This is a genomic window from Corallococcus sp. AB045 (assembly GCF_003668895.1).
Taxonomy (GTDB): Bacteria; Myxococcota; Myxococcia; order Myxococcales; family Myxococcaceae; genus Corallococcus; species Corallococcus coralloides.
Map to the genome: position 1 here is coordinate 17,373 of NZ_RAWN01000060.1, position 23,358 is coordinate 40,730.

20 protein-coding genes are annotated in these 23,358 nt (G+C 70.5%); 13 read left to right on the forward strand and 7 right to left on the reverse strand.

Features of this window, described 5'->3' with window-relative positions:
- Nucleotides 1–5: 5 nt before the first annotated feature.
- The 6 genes from D7Y21_RS16690 (at nucleotide 6) to D7Y21_RS16720 (ending at nucleotide 5,092) form a co-directional block, all read left to right on the forward strand.
- Nucleotides 6–644, forward strand: coding sequence for a GNAT family N-acetyltransferase (locus D7Y21_RS16690; RefSeq protein ID WP_121714322.1), 639 nt, complete (start codon nucleotides 6–8; stop codon nucleotides 642–644).
- 16 nt (nucleotides 645–660) lie between these two features.
- Entirely contained in the window at nucleotides 661–1,446 is a 786-nt protein-coding gene (locus tag D7Y21_RS16695; RefSeq protein WP_120562035.1) for a hypothetical protein, read from the forward strand.
- Between the two features lie 271 nt (nucleotides 1,447–1,717).
- Nucleotides 1,718–2,365 carry a ribosome hibernation-promoting factor, HPF/YfiA family gene (gene hpf, locus D7Y21_RS16700; RefSeq protein ID WP_120562034.1) on the forward strand — a complete coding sequence of 216 codons (648 nt, stop codon included), beginning with the start codon at nucleotides 1,718–1,720 and terminating at the stop codon, nucleotides 2,363–2,365.
- A 204-nt stretch (nucleotides 2,366–2,569) separates the two neighbouring features.
- On the forward strand, nucleotides 2,570–3,031 hold the full coding sequence (locus D7Y21_RS16710; RefSeq protein WP_120562033.1) for a PTS sugar transporter subunit IIA: 462 nt from the start codon (nucleotides 2,570–2,572) through the stop codon (nucleotides 3,029–3,031).
- A 23-nt stretch (nucleotides 3,032–3,054) separates the two neighbouring features.
- Entirely contained in the window at nucleotides 3,055–3,900 is an 846-nt protein-coding gene (locus tag D7Y21_RS16715; protein ID WP_120562032.1) for a hypothetical protein, read from the forward strand.
- A 91-nt stretch (nucleotides 3,901–3,991) separates the two neighbouring features.
- Entirely contained in the window at nucleotides 3,992–5,092 is a 1,101-nt protein-coding gene (locus tag D7Y21_RS16720; RefSeq protein ID WP_233612129.1) for an alpha/beta fold hydrolase, read from the forward strand.
- Between the two features lie 19 nt (nucleotides 5,093–5,111).
- Here D7Y21_RS16720 and D7Y21_RS41465 read toward each other — a convergent pair whose 3' ends face one another.
- Genes D7Y21_RS41465 through D7Y21_RS16740 form a run of 5 tightly spaced genes read right to left on the reverse strand, consistent with a single transcriptional unit; the run spans nucleotide 5,112 to nucleotide 9,358 of the window.
- On the reverse strand, nucleotides 5,112–5,462 hold the full coding sequence (locus D7Y21_RS41465) for a hypothetical protein (protein WP_147469308.1): 351 nt from the start codon (nucleotides 5,460–5,462) through the stop codon (nucleotides 5,112–5,114).
- Nucleotides 5,463–5,485: 23 nt separating this feature from the next.
- Complete coding sequence (gene dtd / locus D7Y21_RS16725) at nucleotides 5,486–5,947, reverse strand: D-aminoacyl-tRNA deacylase (RefSeq protein ID WP_120562030.1); 462 nt, start codon at nucleotides 5,945–5,947, stop codon at nucleotides 5,486–5,488.
- Between the two features lie 53 nt (nucleotides 5,948–6,000).
- Complete coding sequence (locus D7Y21_RS16730; protein WP_121714326.1) at nucleotides 6,001–6,834, reverse strand: ABC transporter permease; 834 nt, start codon at nucleotides 6,832–6,834, stop codon at nucleotides 6,001–6,003.
- Complete coding sequence (locus D7Y21_RS16735; protein WP_199735429.1) at nucleotides 6,831–7,745, reverse strand: ABC transporter permease; 915 nt, start codon at nucleotides 7,743–7,745, stop codon at nucleotides 6,831–6,833. The genes D7Y21_RS16730 and D7Y21_RS16735 overlap by 4 nt, the downstream gene beginning before the upstream one ends.
- Nucleotides 7,742–9,358, reverse strand: coding sequence for an ABC transporter substrate-binding protein (locus D7Y21_RS16740; RefSeq protein WP_121714329.1), 1,617 nt, complete (start codon nucleotides 9,356–9,358; stop codon nucleotides 7,742–7,744). The genes D7Y21_RS16735 and D7Y21_RS16740 overlap by 4 nt, the downstream gene beginning before the upstream one ends.
- A gap of 134 nt (nucleotides 9,359–9,492) precedes the next feature.
- Here D7Y21_RS16740 and dacB point away from each other — a divergent pair, with 134 nt between their 5' ends.
- Both dacB and D7Y21_RS16750 read left to right on the forward strand, forming a co-directional pair.
- Nucleotides 9,493–11,730, forward strand: coding sequence for a D-alanyl-D-alanine carboxypeptidase/D-alanyl-D-alanine-endopeptidase (dacB, locus tag D7Y21_RS16745; protein WP_121714331.1), 2,238 nt, complete (start codon nucleotides 9,493–9,495; stop codon nucleotides 11,728–11,730).
- Between the two features lie 263 nt (nucleotides 11,731–11,993).
- Nucleotides 11,994–12,497 (forward strand): single-stranded DNA-binding protein, encoded by a 504-nt coding sequence (locus D7Y21_RS16750; RefSeq protein ID WP_121714332.1) that lies wholly within the window; start codon nucleotides 11,994–11,996, stop codon nucleotides 12,495–12,497.
- Between the two features lie 122 nt (nucleotides 12,498–12,619).
- Here D7Y21_RS16750 and D7Y21_RS16755 read toward each other — a convergent pair whose 3' ends face one another.
- Nucleotides 12,620–13,303: a succinate dehydrogenase gene (locus tag D7Y21_RS16755; protein ID WP_120562025.1), complete on the reverse strand. Its 684-nt coding sequence runs from the start codon at nucleotides 13,301–13,303 to the stop codon at nucleotides 12,620–12,622.
- Nucleotides 13,304–13,575: 272 nt separating this feature from the next.
- Between D7Y21_RS16755 and D7Y21_RS16760 the strand changes: the two genes are divergently transcribed.
- The 5 genes from D7Y21_RS16760 (at nucleotide 13,576) to D7Y21_RS16780 (ending at nucleotide 21,258) form a co-directional block, all read left to right on the forward strand.
- A complete protein-coding gene (locus D7Y21_RS16760; RefSeq protein WP_120562024.1) occupies nucleotides 13,576–14,469 on the forward strand; it encodes an Hsp33 family molecular chaperone HslO in 894 nt (297 codons plus the stop codon).
- Nucleotides 14,470–14,647: 178 nt separating this feature from the next.
- On the forward strand, nucleotides 14,648–15,343 hold the full coding sequence (locus D7Y21_RS16765) for a phosphoribosyltransferase (RefSeq protein ID WP_120562023.1): 696 nt from the start codon (nucleotides 14,648–14,650) through the stop codon (nucleotides 15,341–15,343).
- A 28-nt stretch (nucleotides 15,344–15,371) separates the two neighbouring features.
- Entirely contained in the window at nucleotides 15,372–17,300 is a 1,929-nt protein-coding gene (selB, locus tag D7Y21_RS16770) for a selenocysteine-specific translation elongation factor (RefSeq protein ID WP_121714334.1), read from the forward strand.
- Nucleotides 17,297–19,807, forward strand: a complete 2,511-nt coding sequence (locus D7Y21_RS16775) for an ATP-binding protein (RefSeq protein ID WP_121714336.1) — start codon at nucleotides 17,297–17,299, stop codon at nucleotides 19,805–19,807. The genes selB and D7Y21_RS16775 overlap by 4 nt, the downstream gene beginning before the upstream one ends.
- A complete protein-coding gene (locus tag D7Y21_RS16780) occupies nucleotides 19,804–21,258 on the forward strand; it encodes a sigma-54 dependent transcriptional regulator (RefSeq protein ID WP_120562020.1) in 1,455 nt (484 codons plus the stop codon). The genes D7Y21_RS16775 and D7Y21_RS16780 overlap by 4 nt, the downstream gene beginning before the upstream one ends.
- 529 nt (nucleotides 21,259–21,787) lie before the next feature.
- Here D7Y21_RS16780 and D7Y21_RS16785 read toward each other — a convergent pair.
- Complete coding sequence (locus tag D7Y21_RS16785; RefSeq protein ID WP_120562019.1) at nucleotides 21,788–23,347, reverse strand: NADH-quinone oxidoreductase subunit N; 1,560 nt, start codon at nucleotides 23,345–23,347, stop codon at nucleotides 21,788–21,790.
- Between the last annotated feature and the right edge of the window lie 11 nt (nucleotides 23,348–23,358).

The following is a 23,358-nucleotide window of genomic DNA, read 5'->3' on the forward strand; positions in this document are numbered from 1 at the left end:
GGTCCATGGACCCCGTGCTCCCCGCCGATGTCGGCGTTCCCTGCCGTGACCCCGTGCCGCTCGTCGTCCCGCCTGTCACCCTGGAGGGGAGGGCGGTGCGGCTGGAGCCGCTGACGCTGGAGCACGTGCCCGCGCTCGCGGCGGTGTGCGAGCCGGAAATCTTCGCCCACTTCTCGCGCGTGCTGCGCACGGAAGCGGACGTCGCGGACTACGTCGCCAGCGCGCTGAAGGCGGCCGCCGCGGGCACCGAGCGGCCCTTCGCCATCCGCGAGCAGGCAAGCGGCGCAGTGGTGGGCACCACGCGCTACCTGGACATCTCCCGCGAGTACCGCACGCTCGAAATCGGCTCCACGTGGCTGGCGCGGCGGGCGTGGCGCTCGCGGGTGAACACCGGGTGCAAGTACCTGCTCCTCACGCACGCCTTCGAGTCGCTGGGCGTGATGCGCGTGCAGCTCAAGACGGACAGCCGCAACGCGCGCTCCAGGGCGGCCATCGAGCGCCTGGGTGCTTCCTTCGAGGGCATCCTGCGCAACCACATGCTGGTGCGCGGCGGCGTGGTGCGGGACAGCGCGTACTACGGGTTCATCGATACCGAGTGGCCTGGCGTGAAGGCGCGGCTCGAAGGACTGCTGGCGCGGGAGTGATAGGGTGCCGGCCGCCATGACCTTCCCTGCTCCGAGCCCGCGTCGAACCGTGTCCCGCCTCACCGTCCTGGGGGCGCTCGTGGCGCTCACCGGCTGTAGCGGCGGCGAGACGAAGGTGATGACGCTGGCGGAGCTGTCGGACCGCTCGCTCACCTTCGCGCTGGCGGACGTGGATGACGCGGAGACGCCGGACGCGCAGGGCGCGCACCGCTTCACCGTCAGCTACTCGGTGGCGGATGGCCCGTGCTCGCGCTTCGCCGACGACGTGACGGCCACCCTCAACGGCCAGCCCATGACGCTGGTGCCGGGCGGCGCGTCGGACGTGGGCGGGCGCTCGGAGGCGTGCGAGAACAGCCGCGTCTACTTCAACTTCGACCCGGCCGCCTGGGGCCGCGAGCCGTTGGAGGACATCGTCGTGCAGCTGCAGGACGCCACCAGCACGGTGCGTCTGGTGGCGAAGAAGGCCAAGGCCAAGCGCAAGTTCACGTTCCAGGGCGAGGGCACCCCGGACAAGCTGCGCGTGGGCCAGTCCTATGACTTCCTCTGGGAGCCGTCCGCGGAGGTGCCCGGGCCGGTGGAGGCGCTGCTCCTGCGTGAAGAGGGCCGCGCGCCCGGCGTGCTCGCCGTCACGCAGGACGGCAACAAGGTCACCGTCGCCATCCCCGCGGGCACCCCGCAGGCGAACCACACCCTGACGCTGAGCGCGGCCCTGGAAGGCGTCGTGAGCGAGTGCACGGGTGTGGCGTCGTGCTCGGGCGCCGTCTACCACGCGCAGGACTTCGTGCTCTCCGTGGTGCCCTGAATCCGCCGGGCCGCGGGACGATCCGCAGGCATGTTGCTGGCCTGGGCGCCACGCACGCGGTGTGGGGGACTGCTGACCGGAAAATGAGGCCCGGGTCGGAATCCCCTCACCGTGCCATGCAGCGGACACCAGACGTGTCCTATTGCGGTCGCTTTCGCGAGCGCGAGCCGTGAACGGGAAGTTCCAACCTGGGGGGCCGGGTTGCTTTCGGCGTGGGCTCCGTTTCTGATCTGTCACGGAGCTTACCTCTCTCCCTAGGAGGCGGCCACGCATGCAGCTCAACATCACCTTCCGTCAGTTCGGAGCGTCGGATTCCCTGAAGGAGTACGCCCGTGAAAAGGTCGATCGGGTGAACCGACTGCTGGACCGGGCTGGTGAAGCCCACGTGGTGCTGTCGTTGGAGCGGCACCTGCATCATGCGGACATCACCATCCACTCCGGCGCCTGGGTCCTCCGAGGGCGTGAGAAGAGCGATGACATGTACGCGTCCATCGACCTGGCGATGGACAAGATCGAACGGCAGCTGCGCCGCTACCGCGACAAGCTCAAGTCGCACCACGGCAAGGAGAAGGTCCACCACCGCCAGGACCTGGTGCGGGTCCGCCACGACGTCTTCGAGGTCCACGAGCCGGAGGCGACCGCGGAGGCTTCCACGCCCGCCGCCCAGGCCGCGCCCGCCGAGCAGGCGCCGGTGGCCGAGTCGGGTGTCGCCCGCCTGGTGCGCACCACGCATCTGGCCATCCAGTCGTTGTCCGTGGACGACGCCGTGATGCAGATGAACCTGATGAACAACGACTTCTACGTGTTCCAGAACCAGCAGTCCCAGGCGCTGTCCATCGTCTACCGCCGCAAGGAGGGCGGGTTCGGCCTCATCGAGCCGCACCTGCCCGACGCGCCGGTGGCCGCCACCGGCACCTGACAGGCAGTCGTCCGTGCCGGGGAACCGGGTCCGGGGCCATCCCCGGGCCCGGGGCCCGGTGCCCGGTGGGGGAACGGCCCGGGCTGACGCGCAGTGAGCGAAGCGCCTGCCACCGCCCAGGCGACCCTTGCGCGAATCCAGTGTGAGGAGTAATTGCCGGCCGAGGAATCATTGCCGGCCCGGAGCGCCAGTGCGGGAGCGCCATTGAGAATCGCCGATTTCCTCAGCCCCCAGGCGGTCGTCGCGGACATGCAAGCCCGGACGAAAGCGGAGGTGCTGCGCGAGCTGAGTGCCACGTTGGTCAGGGCGCACCCGACGCTGCGCGAGGACCGGCTGGTGGCGGTGCTCCAGGAACGCGAGAAGCTGGGCAGCACGGGCATTGGTGAAGGCGTGGCCATTCCCCACGGCAAGCTGGCGGGCATGGACAGCCTCCAGGCGGCCTTCTGCGTGTCGCGCGCGGGGGTGGACTTCGAGTCCATCGACGGCAAGCCCACGCACCTGTTCTTCGCGCTGGTGGCGCCGGAGAACAGCGCGGGGGTGCACCTGAAGGCGCTGGCGCGCATCTCGCGGCTGTTCAAGAACCCGCGCTTCCGGGCGGCCATCCTCGAGGCGCCCTCGGCCGCGGACATCCACGCCCTCATCGTCCAGGAAGACGCTCGGCCCTGAGGGCCTGACAGGAGACGCCCCGCATGGACGTCGTCCTGCGTCCCATCAACGACCGCTTCTTCCACGAGCAGGTGCTGCCCTTCTTCACGCGCGCCATGGGGGATGCCTCCGGCGCGCTGGAGGCCCTGTCCAACCACTTGGGGGACGCGCAGGCGTTCACGCTCTGCCAGCGGCTGGCCTCGTCGGCATTGCCGGGAGGTGTGGGGTCGGTGGACTCGGACGGGTGGATGGACCTGGTGGACCGGCTGGTGTTCCAGCCCTGGCGCGAGGCGCCCGGCGGCTGGGAGGTGGGCGGGTCCCCCGGCGGCTACGCGGACGAGTGGGACGAGGCGCTGAACCTGGCGCTGATGGTGGAGGACCCGGCCTATCCCTATTGGGACACGAAGGCGGCGCGCGTGGTGCGGGACAACTTCCGCCGGCGCCCCCCGGGCGAGCAGGGGCTGGCGTCGCTCCTGGCCGGGCAGTGGGACCCCTTCCCGGAGTTCCCGCCGGACCGCGTCTTCGTCACGCAGGGCCGTGGGGAGTACGCGGTCCGTGAGCGGTTCGCCTTCGCGGACTGGGCCTGGCGGCCGGCGAAGACGGTGTTGCACTGGCAGGTGAACCTGCCGCGCAAGCTGGAGCGGCTGCTGACGCGGGAGCAGGAGCGCCTGAAGCTGCCGGTGCTGCCGGAGCGCGACGAGGTGCTGGGCTACTGGACGGGGAAGCTGCCCCAGCCGCCGCCCCTGTCCGTGCTGTTCTCCGGCCTGGGCCCGAACGCGGCCACGTGGATCCGCGAATTGGGCGCGCTCACGCTGCACCTGCGCAGCGCCGCGCAGACGAAGCAGGGGCTGGCCGCGCTGGTGACGCGCGGGACCACCGTGCGGCTGTGACCTGAGGGCCAGGTCCCTGGTGCTGCCCGGCTGAGGCGGGCGGCGCTTCCCTCGTTTCCTTGCCCTGTCGTTCCCGGTCATGCTCCGGGCCATGCGCCGCTTCCTGTTCCCCGTGGGTTCCATGTTCCTCGTCGCCGCCGCGGTGCTGACGGGCGGCTGTTCTTGCTCGAGGAAGGCGGCGGAGGCTCCGCGCACGGACCACACGTCGCTCTACGGAGCGGACGCGGCCTACGCGGTGGGCGTCACGCAGTCGCTGACGTACGAGGACGCGGTCCGCCGTCGCACGCTGAAGCCGCTGGTCTGGTACCCGGTGGCGCCCGGCACTCCGATGGACAACCGCGCGCCGTCGGACCTGTTCAAGCCCTTCCATGGCGCGAAGGACGCACCGCTATCGGACGCGCGGGAGCGCTGGCCGGTGGTGCTGCTGTCGCACGGGAGCGGCGGCTCGGTGATGGACCTGTCCTGGTTCGGTTCGAACCTGGCGGCGCATGGCTTCGTCGTGGTGGCGGTGAACCACCCGGGCAACACCTTCGGCGACACGAGCCCGGAGGGCTTCGCGCGCGCCTACGAGCGTCCGCAGGACTTCACGGTCGTCCTGGACCACCTGCTGAAGGATCCGAAGTGGGGCTCGCGCGTGGATCCGGAGCGCATCGGCGCGGCGGGGCACTCGATGGGCGGCTACACGGCGCTCGCGCTGGTGGGGCTGAACCTGAACCTCGAGTGGATTGAAAAGCGCTGCAAGACGCCGGGCACAAAGGAGGAGATTGGCTGCGAGGGCCTGCGCGACGTGGACTACAGCCGCATCGACATGAAGCACTCGCGAGCGTCGTATCTGGATCCGCGAGTGAAGGCCGCGTTCGCGATGGCGCCGGGCATGGCGGCCTCCTTCGAGGCGCGTGACACCGCCGACGTCCAGAAGCCGGTGGAGCTGGTGCTCGCGAAGGGCGACGAGCTGATGCCGCACGAAGGGCACGGCATGCACCTGGCAGGGCTGCTGCCGCCGGCGACCACGACGACGGTGGTCCTGGACGATGCGGGCCACTTCAGCTTCCTGCCCGAGTGCTACCCGAAGGGCTTCGACGTCATCGCGATGCTGTGCCGCGACCCGGTGGCGGGGACGCGCCCGGCCTCGCACGCGCGCACGAACGCGGAGGGCGTGGCGTTCTTCCGCCGCACGCTGGACGTGCGCTGAATAGGTCGCCAGAGGCTCGTCAATCCGTTCTCCGGCTTGGAGGCCTTTCGGCACCGGGACTCAAGTCGATGAACGCATCGTGCTTCCAATAGAAGTTGAATGCCTCAACAAGCTCCGCTGGGGAGGCATCCTCTTTCTGGAGCCTCGCATTCGCGACAATCGACCGTGTGTCAGCAACCGAGAGCGCCTTGTGCAAGCCGTGCTTGCATGCCAGCTCTGGCAGTTCGTCCGAGTAGACGTCCCGTTGCAGAACCAGCGTGGGTGTCCGCAATCCGAGCGGATGATTGTCTCGGATATAGAGCGCATGACCCCGAACCGGGTAGGCGTCGATTCGCGCGAGCACGTTTGCAAGCCACTCGAAGGATTCCATGAGGCATCACCTTTCAAAGAGGCTCAGGCCGGAGCCGCGGCCTTCGGCGGGCTCTCCAGCAGGATGGTGACCGGCCCGTCGTTCACGAGCGCGACCTTCATGTCCGCGGCGAAGATGCCGGTGCCCACGGTGAGGCCTCGCTGGCGCAGCGCTTCGCAGGTGCGCTCATAGAGGGCCTTGGCCGCGACGGGTTCCATCGCGTCGATGAAGCTGGGCCGGCGGCCCTTGCGCGCGTCACCGTAGAGCGTGAACTGGCTGACCACGATGAGGTGCTTGGTCGTGTCTTCCAGCGACAGGTTCATCTTGCCGTCGGCGTCCTCGAAGATGCGCAGCGTGGCCAGCTTCTCCACCATCCACGTCATGTCCGCGTCGGTGTCGCCCTTGCCCACGCCCAGCAGCACGAGCAGGCCCGGGCCCATCTCGCTCACGCGCTGTCCGTCCACCGTCACCGACGCTTCTAGAACCCGCTGCACCACGGCTTTCATGTGCTCGTCACCTCCGTCCCTGCTTCCTGCCAGGGACGCCCGGGGCCTTCAAGTCACCGTCCTTCGTGACGTGGATCCATCGCGTCGCGCAGCGCATCGCCCAGCAGGTTGAAGCCCAGCACGGTGAGCGCCAGCGCGATGCCGGGGAAGAGGGCCACGTGCGGCGCCACCAGCAGGTACTGTGTCCCCTGGTCCACCAGCGCGCCCCATGACGGCGTGCCCGGCGGGACGCCCAGTCCCAGGAAGCTCAAGGACGCCTCCGCGACGATGGCACCCGGCAGCGCGAACGTCGCCAGCACGAGCAGTGGCCCCGCCGCGTTGGGCAGGATGTGCCGCACGAGGATGCGGCCCGGTCCACTGCCCAGCGCCCGAGCGGCCTGCACGTAGTCGCGCTCGCGAAGGGTGAGCACCTGTCCACGCGTCAGCCGCGCGTAGCCCGTCCATCCTGTGAAGGACAAAGCGAACACCACGTTGGCGAGGCTGGGGCCCAGTACCGCGGTGATGAACAGCGCCAGCAGGATGCCGGGGAACGCGAGCAGCACGTCCACCAGCCGCATCAGCGCTTCGTCCACGAGCCCGCCCGCGTAGCCCGCGATGCCGCCCAGGGTGATGCCCACCGCGGCCGACAGCACCACGGCGAAGAAGGACACCTCCAGCGACACACGCGCGCCGTACAGCACGTGCGTGAGCACGTCGATGCCGTTCTCCCCCGTGCCCAGCAGATGTTGGGATGTCGGGGGCGACAGCTCGCGCGTGAGGTCGATGGCGTCCGGCGCGTGGGGGCTGAGCCACGGCGCGAACAATGCGGTGAACACCCAGACGCACGCGACGGCGAGCCCGAACCGGGCGCCCCACGAGTGCAGCCGGAATCGATGGGCCGCACTCATGAGCGCCTCCGCACGCGCGGGTCGACCCACGCATACGCGAGATCGGTGAGCGTGTTGACCACGACGTAGCAGAAGGTGAAGAGGAGCACCGTGGCGCGCACGGTGTTGTAGTCGCGCTTCTCGATGGCGGTGAGCAGCAGCGTGCCCATGCCCGGCCACGCGAACACCTTCTCCGTCACGATGGCGCCGCCCAGAAGCGCGCCGAACTCCAGGCCCAGCACGGTCACCAGCGGCAGCAGCGCGTTGCGGAACGCGTGCTTCCACAGCACCACGCGGGGCGACAGGCCCTTGGCCCGGGCCACCGTGACGTAGTCCTCACGCAGCGCTTCGAGCATCGTCGCGCGCGTCATCCGGGCGAGGAACGCGGCCAGCGCGGTGCCCAGCGTGAACGCGGGCAGCACCAGGTGACGCCACGACTCCGCCCCCGACACGGGCAGCCAGTCCAGCTTCAGCGCGAAGAGGATGATGAGCACCGGGCCCAACCAGAAGCGGGGCAGGGCGACACCCGCCACGGACACGCCCATCGCCGCCGCGTCCACGGGCGTCCCTCGCCGCGCCGCCGCCATCACGCCCAGGGGCAGCGCCAGCATCAGGGACACGGCCATGGCCGACACCGTGAGCAGCAGCGTGTACGGCAGCGCCGCGCCCAAGGCTGGTAGCACCTTGCGCTGGAACGGAGGCAGCGACGTGCGCAGCTCTCCAGTGGTCAGGTCGCGAGCGAACGTCCAGAGCTGCGCGTACCAAGGCAGGTCCAACCCCACGGCCTGCCGCAGCGCCGCGCGGTCCACCTGCGTCGCCTGCTCCCCCAGCATCACGTCCACCGGGTCCCCAGGCACGAGGTGCAGGAACAGCGACACCAGCAGCAGCGCCCCGACCATCGCGATGACCGCGGACACGAGCCTCCGGGTCACGGCGTGCCCCCACGCTCGGGCGTCACTTCCCGCGCCTTCGCCAGCGGCAGCAACAAGCCATGCGCGCTGGGCTCGAAGTCCGCGAGCCGCGAGGACACCACCGCGACGCTGGTCTCATGCCACAGCGGGATGACGGGCATGTCCGTGTCCAGCTCCCGCTGCGCCTCCGCGTACAATGTCTTCCGCTCCTCGCGAGACGCCTGCGTCGCCGCGTCCAGCACGCGGTCCAGCTTCGGGTCCTTCAGTGCTCCACGGTTGAACCCGCCCCAGTGGTTCTCGGGGCCAGGGATGTTCGCGGAATGGAACGCGCCCCGGAGCAGGTCCGGCTCCATCACGGCGGCCCACTTCAACGTGAACAGCTCGAAGCGCCCCCGGCGCACGTCCTCGAAGAACGTCCCGAACTCCAGCGCCCGCACCTCCACCGCGATACCGCCCTTCGCCAGCTGCTCCTTGAGCACCAGCGCCACCGCGCGCCGGAAGCGGTCCGTGCTCGTCTTGAAGGTGAAGGACAAGCGCGGCTGGTCCCCGGGCCCGTCCGGATCCGGATACCCCGCCGCGTCCAGCAGCCGGGCCGCCTTCTCCGGCGCGTAGCCGCATCCCGGTGTCTCCGTGAAGGCCCAGTGCTCGCGAGGCAGCATGCTGGACGCGGGCTCCGCCAGCCCGTGCAGCTTGTGCTCCACCAACGGGCGCACGTCGATGAGGTGGCACAGCGCCTGGCGCACGCGCACGTCCGCGAGCGGTCCCTCGCGCAGGTTGAGGCCCAGGTACGTGAAGCCCGTGCCCGGCTTCGTCACCACGCGCAGGTGGGGCGACTTGCGCAGCGTGGGCAGCACCGCCGGGGACACGTTGTTCACCACCAGGTCCGCACGGCCCTTGAGCAGTTCCAGCACCCGCGTCGTCTCGTCCCGCACCACCCGGAACGTCAGCCTCGACACGGCGGGCTTCCCTCCATGCCAGCCCTCGAAGGGGACCAGCGTCAGGTGCTCCTCGTCCGGCCACGACTCGAACCGGAACGGGCCCGCGCCCACCGGGTGCGTTCCCTGCGCCTCGATGCCTCCGGGCCCCACGCGCTCCGAGGGCAGGATGGCCGCGGACAGCTCCGCGAGCAGCGGCGCATAGGGCCGCTTCAGGTGGAAGCGCACCGTGCGGGCGTCCACCACCTCCACCCGCTCCACCGGCTCGTACCGCTCGCGCTTGGGGCTGCCCAGCTTCGGATCCCTCAGGGCATCGAACGTGGCCTTCACGTCCTCTGAGGTGAGGGCGCTGCCGTCGTGGAAGGTCAGTCCTGGACGGAGCACGAACTCCACCACCGTGGGCGAGACCTCCCGGAAGGACTCCGCCAGCTGGGGCACGGGCCGGCTCGCGTCATCGAAGGTGAGGAGCCCCGGGCTGACGAGCTGCGCCAGCCGCTGTCCATGGGCCGTGAGGGCGAAGCGATCGTCCAGGCTGTCCGGTGGGGCCTCCAACAACACCGTGATGCCCGCGGGGGGCGCCGGGTCGCGGCAGCCGGAGTCAAGCGCCAGCGCCAGCGCGATGAAGAACACCCGGGCGGCGCGGGAGGGCAGGGGAGGCATGGCGTCTGTCACGAGGTGGATGTCAGGCGGGACGTCCATGCTGCGACAGCCTTCTTCTTGTTTCCAGGAAGCAGGCAGGCGTGCAGGGTAACGGCGGCCGTGGATCCACCCCCCACCCTTGCCGCCCCTTTCGTCCCTTCTTCATAATGGATCGCGACTTCCCTGGAGCGTGCGTGCAGGTTTTTCGAACCAGACCCTTCTTGGCCGCGACCGCCATTGCCTTGTGGCTCCCTTCCGCCACCCTGGCCGCGTCGCCGTCCGCCGAGAAAAAGGCTGAACGCGAGGCGCTGAAGAACGCGCTCGTGCAGGTGATGCAGCGCACCGCGCTCAAGAGCAGCCGCGTCGGCGTCCACATGCAGAGCCTGGACGACGGCACCGTGGTGTTCAGCCACAACGCGGACGAACTGCTCAACCCCGCCTCCAACGTGAAGCTCATCACGTCCTCCGCGGCGCTCGTGGCCCTGGGGCCGGAGTTCCGCTACGAGACGGAGTTCCTCGTCGAGCAGGAGATGCCCGCCGACGGCAAGGTCAAGACGCTCTACGTGCGCGGCAAGGGCGACCCCACCGTCACCACCGAGCGCCTCTACGGCATGACCTCCGAGCTGCTCCACGCGGGCCTCAAGGAGGTGCAGGACATCGTCGTGGACGACTCCTGGTTCGACGCCGAGCGCACCCCGCCGGGCTACGACCAGGAGGACTCCGACCGCGCGTACATGGCGCCCACCGGCGCGGTGAGCCTCAACTGGAACGCGGTCGCCGTCTACGTGCGCGCCGCTCCCGGCGGCAAGGCCGTGGTGGACATGGAGCCGCCCAGCGACTTCTTCGTCGTGGAGAACACCGTCACCAGCGGCCCCGGCCGCGCGCGGCGCGTGTCCGTGAAGTCCGACGCGTACGGCGACAAGCAGAAGATCGTCGTCAAGGGCCAGGTCCCCGACGAGCGCGGCGCTGTCAGCGTCTGGAAGAAGATCGACAACCCGCCCCTGTACTTCGGCGGGTCGCTCAAGCAGTTGCTCGTGTCGCGCGGCGTGAAGGTGAAGGGCAAGGTGAAGCTGGGCCTGACGCCGTCCCGCGCGAAGGTCGTGCACGTCGCCCAGTCGGACACGTTCGACATCGTCCTCAAGCGCCTCAACAAGCTGTCCAGCAACTTCGTCGCGGAGACGCTCCTCAAGACGATGGGCGCGGAGCTGCGCGGCTCACCGGGCTCGTTCGCCAAGGGCATCGACGTGGTGGAGGAGTTCCTGGCCCGCGACGTGGGCATCCCGCGCGGCACCTACGTGATGAAGAACGGCAGCGGTCTCAACGACGCCAACCGCTTCTCCACCGCCCAGGTGGACCGGCTCCTGCGCCACATGTTCGAGCGCTTCCCGCTGGCCCCGGAGTACCTGTCCTCGCTGGGCATCGCCGGCAAGGACGGCACGCTCAAGTACCGCTTCGACGGCACGGACGCCGTGGGCCGGCTGCGCGCCAAGACGGGCACCCTGGAGGGCGTCTCCGCGCTCAGCGGCTACGTGCAGTCCGCGGGCGGAGAGAAGTTCTCCTTCTCCATCATGGTCAATGACTACGCGGGCCGCGCCGGCCCCGTCGTCGCGGGCATGGACGCGCTGGGCGCCGCCGTGGCCGCCACCGGCTCCACGCTGGGCCCGGACAACGCGCTGGCCTCCCTCAATGAAGGCCAGAAGCCCCAGGGCGGCCTGCCGGACATCGCCAACCGCGTGAAGACCTACCTGGAGCTGGGCAAGCAGCGCGATCAACGCAACATCGGCTTCCTGCGCACCGCGTGGCGCAGCGAGCGCGACCCCGCCGTGCGCGCCGTGCTGGCGGAGAGCCTCTACCAGTCCAACCCGCACGACTACCTGGGCACCCGCACGCTCCTGGACAGCTACTCCGCCACGGACGACGTCTACGGCCGCCTGCGCCAGGTGGCCCACGCCCTGTCCGTGGGCGTGCCCGGCGTGAGCAGCATGGTGGAGCTGGCCTCCGGCGGAAACACGGAGGCCCTGGCCCGCGTGCTGGAGCTGTGCCGCGCGGCCGGCGCCGCTCGTGACATCGAGGCGCAGGACGAGCTCGCGGACGGCCTGGGCGAGGTGGCCCGCACGGCCCCCGAGGAGCTGATCGTTGCCCTGCGCACCGCCAGCACCGTGGAACGCGACGCGACCGTGCCGCTCCTGGCCCAGGGACTGGTGAAGACCGGGGACACCACCCACCCCTTCTGGAAGTCCCTGCGCAAGCTGGGCTCCGGCGGGACGGACCCCCAGCTCGTCGCCTTCGCCAAGGGGCTGGACTCCACCCTCAGCACCAAGACGGCCGAGGCCCGGACCTCCCAGCGCGCCCAGCCCATCCAGGTGGTCGCCCCCGCGTCCGCCACGCCCAACGTGGTCCCTGCCTCCGGCGTCCTCCGCCCGGGCGGGTAGGGCTTCTTCCGCCGCGCCTCTCCGCCCGGACCGCAGGCGTCCGGGCGGCCTTTCCTCCCGGTCCATCCCAGCCCGCGCCAACACCCCGGAATCCTTGAGGCTTCCTGTCCGGGGAGCAGGCGGACGTGCGTCCCCGGCACCCCTGGCCGTTTAGTGGCCCGGGGAATGTCAGTGGTGGATGCTATGGGCTGAAGGACCTGTCGGGGCGTGTGGCCTCGCAGGTTTGTTCCTGGCCCTAGAGGGGTCAGGTATCGGGAGGAAACATGGCTGGAGGCGTGAACAAGGTCATTCTCATCGGCAACCTCGGGGCGGACCCCGAAGTGCGCTTCACCCCGGGCGGTCAGGCCGTGGCGAACTTCCGCATCGCGACGAGCGAGAGCTGGAACGACAAGAACGGCCAGAAGCAGGAGCGCACCGAGTGGCACCGCATCGTCGTCTGGGGAAAGCTCGCGGAGCTGTGCGGCGAGTACCTCAAGAAGGGACGGCAGTGCTTCGTCGAAGGCCGTCTGCAGACGCGCGAGTGGATGGATAAGGAGAACAAGAAGAACTACACCACCGAGGTCGTCGCCACCTCTGTCACCTTCCTCGGCGGCCGTGACGCCGGTGAGGGCTACAGCGGCGGCAGTGGCGGTGGGCGCCGGCAGCAGCAGGGCAACGGCGGCTACTCACAGGGCCGTGACGACTTCGGCCAGCCGCCGCCTCCCATGGATGACGGTGGCGGCATGGGCGGCAACCCCGGCGGCGCGGACGACGACATCCCGTTCTAACGCCCCGGGGCCCTTCCCCTGAAAAGCGAACCGGCCGCTCCTGGATGTCAGGGGCGGCCGGTCGTGTTTCCGGGCTCTGGAGCACCGGGGCTTCAAGGCCCCGGCGCTTCTTCAGGCCTGCTTCAGCCGACGTCCAGGCCCGCCGGGCCGTACGCCGCGCCCGCCGTGTAGAGCGCGTAGATGGCGCCCCAGGACATGGCCAGCAGGATGAGGAAGATGAGGATGGAGATGGGCTCGAAGCGGCGCATGGAGCGGTCGCTCGCGAGGATGCCCCAGCCCATGCCGAAGGTCTGCAGGCCGTTGGCCAGGTGGTACGCGGTGCCCAGCGTGCCCAGCAGGTAAACCATCAGCGTGGGGCCGTGGTAGTGCATCTCCCGCGCGATATCCATGAAGGGCTCCGCGTGGCCCTCCATCAGGCGCGGCTGCAGGAAGGCCAGCCAGATGTGGGCGCCCAGGAACGCGAGCACGCCCAGGCCGGCCACGCGCTGCACGATGTACTTGAGGTTGCCGTAGTTGTTGTAGGCGAGGTTGTTGGGCTTCATGGTGAAGATGCGCACCAGCCCCCACGCCGTGTGGATGAGTAGCGGCAGCATGACGATGATGAACGTGAACGCCTGGGCGAACGGGTTCGCGTACTCCGTCACCGACTTTTCCCAGGCCGTCGCGCCGTAGAAGGCGGACAGGTTGTCCCACAGATGGTTGATGACCCAGATGCTCAGGGGCACCACTGCGAGGAACGACCCCAGCCGCGACTTCAAGAGGGGGTTCCGGTCGGTGATGGCTTCGGCGGTGGCTTGGGTGCTCATCGAGTCTCCAGCGGGGCGCGCGGACGGGTGGGGTGAGGACCCCCGCGAGCCCAAGTCAGGGCCTGGGTGATACGGCCTTCCAGCGGTTTATAGCCGTTCCGTCACGTGGGCTGGATTTCTTCCGCACCCGCCCGTGCCAGCCGGGGAACACCGACTCATAAGCCCTGGCGATGCCAGCCCCCCGCCCTGACTGCTGGCCGCCAGGCGGGCGTCCCGTTCCAGCCCCTCTTCCGTTGGCGGGCGCGAACGGGTGGGGCACGCTAACCAGCCCTATGCCTGATGAGCTTGTCAGTGGATTGTTGAAGGCGTCGGACCTGCGCCTGGTGCTGGCCACCACCGGAGACCTGTCCCGCCAGGCCCGCGCCACGCACCAGAGCATGCCGGCCTCCGCCGCGCTCCTGTCCCAGGGCCTCACGGCCGCCGCCCTCATGGGGTCGCTCCGCAAGGGCACGGACTCCCGGATCAACGTGCAACTGGAGTGCGACGGCCCCCTGCGAGGCCTCTTCGTGGACGGCGACGCGAACGGCGTCGTGCGCGGCTACGTGAAGAACACCCTGGTGGAGTACACCGGCTCGGAGGGGCGCTATCACTGGCGCCCGGTGCTGGGGAACCAGGGCTTCCTGTCCGTGCTGCGCGACCAGGGCGGCGGCGAGTACTACCGCTCGTCCGTGGAGCTGGAGCACTTCGACCTGGTGGCGGACCTGGAGCGCTACTTCCACCAGTCGGATCAGGTGCCCTCGCACCTGATGCTGGCGCAGCTGCCCGGCCTGGTGGACGGCCAGGAGGATCCGCTCGCCACCGTGGTGGGCCTGCTCGTGCAGCCCCTGCCCGACGGTGACAGGGACGCCTTCAAGGCGCTGGGTACCCGGCTCAAGGCGCAGTTCCAGACGGCCGTGCAGGCGCACGCGCAGGATGGGGCGCTGACACTCCTGCGCTCGCTCGTGCCGGAGGCGGACCTGGAGATCATGTCCCGCTATCCGCTGCGCTTCACCTGTTCGTGCAGCCGCGACCGCGTGAAGCTCGCGCTGCTCGCCATGGGCCGCGAGGAGCTGAAGGACCTGCTGGAGAAGGAGGGCCAGGCGGAGGCCACCTGCCAGTTCTGCACGACGCGCTATGTCATCCCCGGCGCGGAGATCCAGCAGATGCTCACCGAGGGCAGCGCCTGACGTGGGGGGGGCACCCCGGCACCGGACCCGTGGCCCCGCTGTCTTGAAGACAGACATCCGCCTCCGCGGCGGGGATGATTCAGCGCCTCACACCGTCCGTGGAAGCAGGCGCGGCGGTTGTGGCGAGGTCGCGGTGCTCGGGATATGACAGGGCCGCACCTCACCCGGAGCTTTCGCCGTGGCCATCAAGCGGGCAGCGCCGCCGAAGTCCCAGGACCAGCGCAACCCTTCCCAGAAGTCTGCCGTGCCCTCCGCCGCCCAGAAGGACGGGGCGGAGAAGCTCGTCTCCATTCCCAATGACATGGTGCTGGCGCCTCAAGTGGAGGCCCCGCGCCAACCCACCGGCCGCGACCAGTCCCGGCACAAGTCCACGGGCGTGGTGGAGCTGTCGTGGGCGGAGTTCGACCGCAAGGTGCAGCAACTGGCGCGCACCATCCGTCAGGCGTGGGAGCCGCAGGCGGTGGTGGGCGTGGCCCACGGCGGCGTGTACGTGGGTGGGGCGCTCGCGGGCGCGCTCGGCTGCCCGTTCTACCCCGTGCGCATCAGCCGCCGCAGCCGCGACAAGGCCGAGCGCACCCAGGAGCGCGGCCAGCCACAGGTGAGCGGGGAGATGCCCCCGGCCATCAAGGGCTGCCGCGTGCTCATCGTGGACGACATCGCATCCAGCGGAGACACGCTGGAGTTGGCCACGGCGCTCGCGAAGAAGGTGGGCGCGAAGGAGCTCCGCACCGCGTGCCTCATCGCGCGGCCGGAGGGCTTCACGCCGGACTTCGCCGGGCTGTCCACGGACTCGCTCTTCGTCTTCCCGTGGGACTACCAGCCGGTGATGGGCGACGCGCACTTCGACGACGACCCGGACAAGGCCGGGGCCTGAAGTCCAGCCGAAGGGCGTTGACGCGGCGATGATCATCGGGACGGCGGGGCACATCGACCACGGCAAGACGTCCCTCGTGAAGGCGCTGACGGGCACCGACACCGACCGGCTCCCGGAGGAGAAGCGGCGGGGCATCACCCTGGAGCTGGGCTTCGCCCACCTGCCGCTGCCGGACGGGCAGGTGGCGGGCGTGGTGGACGTGCCCGGCCACGAGCGCTTCGTGAAGGCCATGGCCGCGGGCGCGGGCGGCGTGGACCTGGCCGTGCTGGTGGTCGCGGCGGACGAAGGCGTCATGCCCCAGACGCGCGAGCACCTGGACATCTGCCGCCTGCTCGGCGTGAAGGCGGGCGTCGTCGCGCTCACCAAGGCGGACCTGCTGGAGGGCCTGGGCGACGACTGGCGCGCGCTGGTGGAGGCGGACCTCGCCGCGCTCACCGCCGGCACCTTCCTGGAGACCGCGCCCGTGGTGCCGGTGTCCTCGCGCACGGGGGCGGGCCTGCCGGAGCTGAAGGCGGCGCTCGCGAGCGCGGGCGCTGCACTGCCACGGCGTCCCGCTGAAGGCCCCGTGTTCCTCCCGGTGGACCGGGCCTTCAGCATCAAGGGCTTCGGCACGGTGGTGACGGGCACGCTGTTGTCTGGAGCGCTGGCGGTGGACGACGCGGTGTCGCTGCTCCCCTCGGTGGCTGGCGCGCGTCCGGGCCCCTTCCGCGTCCGCGGCGTGCAGGTGCACGGCCAGGCGGTGGCGCGCGTGGAGGCGGGGCAGCGCGCGGCGGTGAACGTGGCGGACGTGCAGACGGAGGACGTGCACCGGGGCATGGTGCTCACTCGCGCGGGCGAGCTGCCGGAGACGTCCATGCTGGACGTGGAGCTGACGCTGCTGCCCGCCGCGGAAGTGCCGCTGCCCAAGCGCCGCAAGCTGCTGCTGCACCTGGGCACCGCGCAGGTGGAGGCCACGGTGGCGCTGCTGGACCTGGAGTCGCTCGCGCCAGGAGAGACGGGGCTCGCGCAGCTGCGGCTGGAGTCGCCGGTGGGCGCGCTCGTGGGCCAGCGCTTCATCCTGCGCGGCTCGCGCGCGCTGCCGGGACGGGGCGCCACGGTGGCCGGGGGGCGCGTGCTCTCCATCACGCCGCCGCGCCGGCGCAAGGGTGCGTCCTCGGTGGTGCGACCGCTCCTGGAGGCGGACGCGGCCGGTCAGGTGGGGTGGCTCCTCAGGCAGGCGGGCTACGCGGGGCTCACGCAGACGGAGCTGTTCGGCCGCTCGGGGCTTTCGCCCAAGGTGCTCACGCGCACGCTGGAGCTCCTGGGCGCGAAGGGGCAGGTGCTGCTGGTGGACCGGGACCGGCGGCTCTACGTGGCGCAGGACGTGTTCGAGGGCCTGCGCCAGCGCTCGCTCGCGCTGCTCGCCGCGTTCCACGAACGCGAGCCCATGCGCGAGGGCCTATCCCGCGAGGAGCTCCGTCAGCGGCTCTCCGCCCAACTGGACGTGCGCCTGTTCCAGCGCGTGGTGCAGGCGCTGGTGGACTCCAGCGGCGTGGAGGCGGAGAAGGACCTGGTGCGCCTCAAGGGCCGGGGCCGTACGCTCACGCTGGGCGACGAGGCCGCGCGCACGCGCCTGTCCGCGGAGCTGTCCGCGGCGGGTCTCGCGCCGCCCACCGTCACGGAGCTGTCGCGGAAGCTGGGGCTTCCGCCCGCGAAGCTGCAGGAGCTGTTGAAGGTGCTGGTGTCGTCGGGCACCGGCGTGCGGGTGAGCGAGGAGCTGTGCTTCGACGCGGGCGCGCTGGAGGACCTTCGAGGACGGCTGGTGACGTACCTGAAGGAGCAGAAGGAGATTTCCACGCAGGGCTTCAAGGAGCTGGTGGGCCAGAGCCGCAAGTTCACCATCCCCCTGTCGGAGTACTTCGACAGGGAGAAGGTGACGCTGCGGGTGGGGGACAAACGGGTGCTGCGTCGCGGATGAGTGCCAAGGCCTACAACGAGCAGGAGTTGCGCGCCCTGGTGGAGCCCTTCGCCCAGCCCATGCTGGTGCTGGAGGGGGAGGGGCGCGTCTGGGTGGCCAATGCCGCCTACGCGCGGCTTTTGGGGCTGCCCGTGGAGCAGGTGGAGGGCCGCTCCTTCCTGGACTTCATCCAGCCGGAGGACCGCAGCCGGATGGGGGACCGCTTCCAGCGGCTGGCCACCGGCGCGCCGCTGGACGGACGTCCGCACCTCTACAAGGTGCTCAGCGTCCACGGCGTGTCGGGAGAGCTCTTCGCGCAGGCCAACCCCCTGCGGATGGAGGATGGGCGCTTCGCGCTGCTGCTCAGCTGCATGGTGGTCGCGGAGCGCCCCCGGGAGCTGGCGGTGGCGGAGCGGTTGGTGGACACGACCGCGGGGCTGGTGTCCGCGCGCTCGGAGGAGGGCGTGCGGCGCGTGGCGCTGGCGGGCCTGGAGGCCGCGGGCTTCCGGGCGCGGTTGTTGCGCTGGGACGGCACACGGTGGCTGGTGCGTGACGGCGTGTCCCTGCCGGCGGACACGCACCTGGCGCTGGAGGCGCTGTCGGACGGGCGGCCGGTGTTCGGCGGCGCGGACCAGGCGCAGCCCACGCACGCGTACCTGCCGGTGGGCGGGCCGCAGTCGGAGGTGCTCTGGGTGGCGGGCCCGTGGGTGGCGCCCCGGCACGGCTCGGTGCTGACGCTGTTCGCGAAGGTGGTGGGCGCGGCGCTCGCGGATGCCCACCTCCAGGCGGACGGCGCGCGCAGCCGCTGGGAGGTGGAGTCCGTGGCGGAGATGGCGCGCTTCGTGGCGCAGCCCGTGCCCCCGCCGCCGGAGACGTTCCTCGCGCGCGTGGCGGAGCTGCTCCAGGCCCGCGCGGTGGCGCTGCACGTCGTCTCCGAACCGGGGCAGGCCCCCCGGCTCTCCGCCCATGTGGGGCTGGAGGAGGGGAGTGACGCGGATGCCGTGCGGGCCACCGGCGTGCTGCTGGCCGCGTCGCTGCGGGAGGACGGGGGCGTGCTGTCCTCGGAGTCGCAGGGGCGCGCGCTGGAGACGCTGTCCCAGGGCCGCCTGGGCAGCGGGACGGCGGCGCGGCTCACCCGCGGAGGGGAGAGCGTGGGCGTGGTGCAGGCGCTGCGCGCGAAGGAGCGCCCCTTCGACGAGCGCGACGCGCGGCTCTTGTCCACGCTCGCGGAGCTGCTGGTGACGCTCCTGGAGCAGCGCCGCCTCCGCGCCGAGTCCGCTCGCCAGCTCACGGAGACGCGCCTGCTGCTGGACCTGGCGCGCACCACGTCCGGCGTGCTGGAGACGGCGAGCATCCTGGACGTCGCGTCCGACTTCCTGGTGCACCTGTTGGACGTGTCCAACTGCTTCATCCTGCTCTACGACGAACAGGCCAAGGTGCTGCGCGGCGCGGCGGCGTCGGCGACCCACCGCGACCTGTTCCGCACGGTGGTGGTGCCGCTCGACAGCGACGACCTGGCCGCGCGCGTGGCGCTGGAGCGCAAGCCCATCGCGGTGGAGGACCTGACGTCCGCGAGCACCTCCGTGAGCGCGGTGCTCATCGACCGGCTGGGGGAGAAGGCGCTCCTGGGCCTGCCGTTGACGTCGCGCGAGGAGCTCATCGGCGTGGTGCTGGTGGACGACGTGCGCGGCCCTCGCCCCTTTGGCCCGGAGCTGATTGAGCTGGCGGAGGCGACGTGCGGCCAGCTGGCGCTGTCCATCGCCAACGCGCGCCTCTACGAATCGCTGTGGGCCAGCTACGCGGAGCTGGCCGCCACCCGCGCGGAGATGGTGAAGCGCGAGCGCTTCGCCGCGCTGGGCGAGCTGTCCGCCATCGTCGCCCACGAGGTGCGCAACCCCCTGGGCGTCATCTTCAACGCGGTGGCCACGCTCCGGCGCATCATGAACCCCGGGGGGGACACGGCCATGCTGCTGGACATCGTCGCGGAGGAGAGTGACCGCCTCAACCGCATGGTGGCGGACCTGCTGGACTTCACCCGCCCGCGCAACCCGGTGCTCCAGCCGGAGGACCTCTTGCGCGTGCTCCAGGACGCCTTCGAGGCCGCGCGGGCGCAGGCCCTCACGGAGCGTCCGGTGTACATCTCCGTGGAGGTGGAGCCCGGCCTCTCCGCGGTGCCCATGGACCGGCGGCAGATCCGCCAGGCCCTGTTCAACGTGGCCGTCAACGCCATCCAGGCCATGCCCCAGGGCGGCGAGGTCCGGGTGCGCGGGCGCCGGGACACGCATGGAGGCCGGGAGCAGCTGCGCATCGACGTGATGGACCAGGGGCCGGGCATCCCGGCGGAGCTGCTCCACCGCGTCTTCGAACCCTTCTTCACCACCAAGGCCCAGGGCACCGGCCTGGGGCTGGCGGTGGTGAAGCGCATCCTGGAGGAACACCGCGGCGAAATCGCCGTGGAGAGCGCCCCCGGACGCGGAACCACCTTCACCTTCTGGCTGCCGCTCACGCAGCCCCAGTCCCTCTCATGACCGACGCGACCACTCCGGTTCCCCGAGGCCGCATCCTCGTGGTGGACGACCAGCGCAACATGCGCGCCACCACCGCCCTGCTCCTGCGCGCGGAGGGCTACACCGTCAACGAAGCCGCCACCGGCGAGGAGGCCCTGGGCCTGCTCGCGCAGGAGCGCGTGGACCTGCTCCTCACGGACCTGAAGATGGAGCCCATGGACGGGCTCACGCTGCTCAGGCGTGCGCTGGAGGTGGCCCCGCGCCTCCAGGTCATCATGATGACGGCCTTTGGCTCCATCGACAGCGCGGTGGAGGCCATGCGCCTGGGGGCCTACGACTACGTCACCAAGCCCTTCAAGGAAGGCGAGCTGCGCTACCGCGTGGAGCGCGCCCTGGAGCGCGCCAGGCTCCAGGCGGCGGTGGACAACCTGGCCACGGAGTTCAACGAACGCCACGGCCTGTCCGCGCTGGTGGGCCGCAGCCAGGCCATGCGGGAGCTCACCACGCGCCTGTTGCGCGTGGCCCAGAGCGACGCCACCGTCCTCATCCAGGGAGAGAGCGGCACGGGCAAGGAGCTGGTGGCCCGCGCTCTCCACGCGCACAGCCGCCGCAGCAAGCAGCCCTTCGTGCCCGTCAACTGCGCGGCCATCAGCGAGACGCTGCTGGAGAGCGAGCTCTTCGGCCACGCCAAGGGCGCCTTCACCGGCGCGGTGAAGACGCGCCGCGGCCTCTTCGAGGAGGCGGACAACGGCACGCTCTTCATCGACGAGGTGACGGAGACGAGCCCCACCTTCCAGTCCAAGCTCCTGCGCACGCTCCAGGACGGCGAGGTGCGCCGCGTGGGCGAGTCCACCGCGCTGCGTGTGGACGTGCGAATCGCCGCAGCCACCAACCGCGACATCGAGCTGGAGGTGAAGGAGAAGCGCTTCCGCCAGGACCTCTACTACCGCCTCAACGTGGTGCTCCTGCGCGTGCCCCCGCTGCGCGAGCGCCTGGAGGACGTGCCCGCGCTCGCGCAGCACTTCCTGGACCGCGCCAACGCCCGCAGCCCCCGGACCCGGCGTCTGACCGCCACCGCCGTGGAGCACCTGATGACGTACAGCTTCCCCGGCAACGTGCGCGAGCTGGAGAACCTGGTGGAGCAGGCCGCCGCGCTCGCCGAAGGGGACGAGCTGCTCCCCGAGGACTTCCCGCTGCGCCCCCAGGGCCGAGTGCTCTCCGCGGCCTCGTCTCCGCCTGAAGCCATGGGCCTGCCCCCCACCGACGCCGCGCGGCCTGGCGGCGCGGAAGCCACGGGCCCCACGCTGGCGGAGGTGGTGGAGGACGCGGAGCGCCGCGCCATCGTCCAGGCCCTGGAGCGCCACGGCGTGGACCTGGCCCGCGTGGCGGACGAGCTGGGCGTCTCCTCCACCACGCTGTGGCGGAAGATGAAGCGGCTCAACCTGCGGCCCCCCGCCGGTGCCCGCGAATAGCCTGACAGCGAACTCCCACCCGCCTCCCGGTGCGAGTTCAGATCCGAAATCACCGCCGTTCAGGGATGAAAAAACCAACCTCCTGAATTCGTTGATTGTTTTCATCCCTGAAACGCGATTTCAGGGCTGCAATGGGGAAGGGCGGGGGTGGGAGTGTTGCCCGGTCGTCCAAGTGCCTGAGAACTCTAGAGTTTCGTCCCGAACGGGCGCTGGCATGGCACCTGCTAAAGGTTAGCCCGGGACGCATCGAAGCGAGGTTGAAAGTGGTTCCCCCCCACCCTTTCAGCACTTCCGGTGCGTTACCTTGAGAAGACCCGCGGCCCGACACCCTCACGGGTGCCGGGCCGCCTTCTTTTCCGCTCCCTGCATCATCGCCGCGTTGCCGCCGCCCGCATGACGCGGCGCGGATCCATTTCACTTCTGCAATGCACGGCGGCCATGACGCCGTGAGCCATGCCCCGCAACGACAACGCCCGCCAGGGCCAGGGGCCGAGGCGGGCGTCGGGTGCCGCGAGCTGCCGGCGAAGGCCTACCGGCCGAACAGCGTGCCGGCCTGGGCCAGCCAGTCGGTGACGTGGCCGGGGAGGATGCCCAGCAGCACGACGGCGACGGTGGAGATGACCAGCGCGGCCTCCGTACCCCAGTGGCGCTCCAGCGGCTGCGCGCCTTCGGGCACGGGGTGCATGAACATGTAGACCACGACGCGCAGGTAGTAATACGCGCCCGCCGCGCTGCTGAGCACCGCCACCACGGTGAGGCCCACCAGGCCCACGTCGATGGCGGCCTGGAAGATGAGCAGCTTGCTCATGAAGCCCACGGTGGGGGGAATGCCGCCCAGGGACAGCATGAAGGCCGCCATGGCGAACGCCCAGCCCGGACGGCGCTGCGCGAGGCCCGCGAAGCGCTCCAGGTCCCACGCGGTTCCCTTCTCCTCGTCCTCGCGGCGCTCCAGCGCGGAGACCATGGCGAAGGCGCCCGTCGCGCTGAAGGTGTACGCCAGCAGGTAGTACAGGATGCCGCGCAGCGCGTCCGAGCGCGCCACGTCCAGCGGCGTGCCACCGGACAGGGACGACGCGGACAGCAGGCGGAAGCTCTCGCCCGGGGCCACGACGAACAGCGCCGCCACGCCCAGCAGCAGGTAGCCCGCGTGCGCGATGGAGGAGTACGCCAGCATGCGCTTCACGTTGCGCTGCGGAATCGCCATCAGGTTGCCGGCGATCATCGTGAGCAGCGCCAGCGTGGCGAAGAGCATCAGCGGCAGCTGGGAGTTCATGTCCTTGCCCACCGTGACGAACACGCGCACCAGCGACGCGAACGCCGCCGCCTTCACGCCCGCGCTCATGAGCGCCGTCACCGGGGTGGGGGCGCCCTCGTACACGTCCGGCGTCCACATGTGGAACGGCACGGCCGCCACCTTGAACGCGAAGCCCGCGGCGATGAGCACCGCGCCCACGTAGACGAGCGCCGGCGTCGTGGAGAGCGCCTGCTGCAGAGGGCCCGCCATGTCGTTGAGCTTCGTCGTGCCCGTGGCGCCGTACAGCAGCGCCGTGCCGTACAGCAGGATGGCGGAGGAGAAGGCGCCCAGGATGAAGTACTTGAAGCCCGCCTCGCTGGGGCGCGTGCCGCGGCGCAGGTACGCCGTCAGCGCGTACGTCGCGATGGAGAGCACCTCGATGTTGACGAAGATGGTGATGAACTCCGACGACATCGCCAGCAGGCTCATGCCCGCGGAGGCGAAGAGCATCAGCGCGTAGAACTCACCGCGCTCAGCGCCACGCTTGCGCAGGAAGCCCACCGCGCTCAGCGCCGCCAGCCCCAGGCCCACGCTCACCACCAGGGTGAGGAAGCTGGAGAAGGGGTCCAGCACGCCGAAGCCGAGGAACACCTCCTGCGGCGGCTCGAACATCAGGCCCACGGCCACGGCGCCGCTGGCCACCGCCGCCACGACGGTGAGCACCGCCTGGTAGCCACGGGACGCCGTCGCGGAGAGGAACACCTCCGACAACAGCAGGACGCAGGCTGCCACCACCATGATGATGGCGGGCAGCAGGGGGAGGAAATCCGCCAGGGTGAGATTTGGCAGGTTCATGGAGTCTTTCG